Source organism: Halorubrum sp. GN11_10-6_MGM (genome assembly GCF_005435165.1).
In the GTDB taxonomy this organism is placed as follows: Archaea; Halobacteriota; Halobacteria; order Halobacteriales; family Haloferacaceae; genus Halorubrum.
In genome coordinates this window covers 1-470 of the sequence record NZ_SGUC01000153.1, presented here as the reverse complement: position 1 = coordinate 470, position 470 = coordinate 1, and the positions used below count along the sequence as shown (strand labels likewise).

Genomic DNA, 470 nt, shown 5'->3' with positions numbered 1-470 from the left:
GATATACTCCAGCTTAAGTCCTTCGTAGTGAAAATATGCGATGAATGAGCCTTCTCTCACCAAATTTTTTTTCTCGAGGGACTCCGGATTACCAAGGTATTGCGTAACTTGATCGAGCGAAGCAGCCGACAACAGATCGGACAGCGTCACCCCTTGGATAGTTGCACTGCTGCTTACCTCCTCGGACTTAAGCCTGCCTCGGCTGAGAGAGGCTTTTTCGAAATCATCAAAGGTTATATACGAAGCCTGAACAACCTCACCCTCATAGGTTCTCTTGAAGACGTTTTCGGCTTGTGCTATCAGCATATCCGGAGAAAAAGAGACTGACAACAGGACTACTACGGAAGTCGCAACAAGGTACTTCATAGTTATATAGAGTCAGCTTCAGGAAACAATATAATCAGGAGTACTGATCGCAAAAAGAGGGGCACTTTCATATTCCAAGATTACCTAAAACAGGTGTCCTATTC

The 470-nt window shown here is 44.7% G+C and carries 1 protein-coding gene; it reads right to left on the bottom strand.

The window, feature by feature from the left end; all coding sequences use genetic code 11:
- Positions 1-366 (bottom strand): hypothetical protein (locus EXE46_RS16500; protein WP_137689388.1); only part of this gene is annotated, 366 nt, incomplete at its 3' end.
- Positions 367-470: the final 104 nt, after the last annotated feature.